Source organism: Aeromonas sp. PS2Canimalfood6 (genome assembly GCF_048276795.1).
Classification (GTDB): domain Bacteria; phylum Pseudomonadota; class Gammaproteobacteria; order Enterobacterales; family Aeromonadaceae; genus Aeromonas; species Aeromonas caviae.
The window spans coordinates 1-1,222 of sequence record NZ_JBLUXC010000134.1 but is presented as its reverse complement, the minus strand read 5'-3'; the positions used below and the strand labels follow the sequence as shown (position 1 = coordinate 1,222).

Sequence of the window (1,222 nt, the reverse complement as noted above, 5' to 3'; positions counted from 1 at the left end):
CGTCCACGGTAGCGTTTGCTGCACAACAGGGCGCCGCGCTCCAACTGGCTTCGCCAGCTTTGCCGGTAACGCGCGAGCCTGCGCAGGTATTTCTGCTTGCTCAACGCACCGCTTTCCCAACGGTGCCGGGTACGAAACACCGCATCCGCCAGCAAGACCAACCGGGCACCGATGGGCTGGTTGCACTGCTCGCTACTCTCGGCGATGGCCGCGAGATTGCGGGCCACGTGGGCCCAGCACAGTTGCCGCTGGTCGGCGTCGATAAACCGGTAGCCGGCGTACTGGTCGGTCACCAGCACCCCGTCAAACTCGGCGCCCAGCAGCCGCTTGGCCGCCTCCTGACCACGGCCATAGGCCGTCATGAAGCAGACGGCTATCTTGCTCAGCGCCAGCCACATCCAGCGGCGCTCTCCACCCCGCTGATGCCGGGTCTCATCGGCATGAACGTGGGTGGCCGTCTGCACCTGCTGCTTGATGGCCTGGTAGGTCGGGGTGAGCATGGCACTCACCCGCCCCTGCGCCTCACTGATGGCGCCCCGGCTAAAACTCAGGCCGAAATGCTGTTTGAGCTGCTGCTGTATCTGGCTGACGCTCTGGTGAAACTGGCCGCTTTGCAGCGCGATGTAGCTGAGCAGATTGGCCCCCATCTGGCTGCTGCTGACGTTGTCTGGCAGTGCGGCCTGGGTCGTGCCGATACACCGTGAGCAGGTCGCACGATACAGTTGGTGTTCGGTGACGAGATAGCTCACCTCGGGCAGCTCGAACACCTGATGAACCTGATAGGGTTTGGCATGGGCCACCATGTCCCCGCCACAGCAAGCGCAATCGGCGGCAGGGTAATGCGGGACCAGGGTCAGGCGGGCATCAAGCGGATGCCGCTCGCGGCGATGTCCCTTGTGACCGGGCTGCGCCCCCCGTTGCTTGCCGGACGCCGGACGCTTGCGGGCCGGCGGCGGTGCACCGGGGCCGTCGCTGGAAGGCGGCTTGGAGGAGTTGCCGCTGTGCTGATTGAGGCGGTCCTCCAGCTCGGCGATGCGGTCGAGGAGCTTATAAATCAGCTCGTTGGCCTGCTCCAGAGTGGTGGGCATTCCCGCGGAATGCATGGTGTTTTTGCTCATGGGGGGAGCGTATCTAAGGAGCAGGATCAAGCAAGCAGGAAAGTGGGATCAAGAGACGATCGTCTCATTTTTCCTGTGTCAATACTGTTCCGGTGAATACTTAC

1 protein-coding gene is annotated in these 1,222 nt (G+C 63.3%); it reads right to left on the bottom strand.

Annotated features, from left to right (window positions below; all coding sequences use genetic code 11):
- Positions 1-1,118: IS66-like element ISKpn15 family transposase (locus ACNPAA_RS20880; RefSeq protein ID WP_417891989.1), on the bottom strand; the 1,118-nt coding region annotated here is incomplete at its 3' end.
- Positions 1,119-1,222 lie beyond the last annotated feature (104 nt).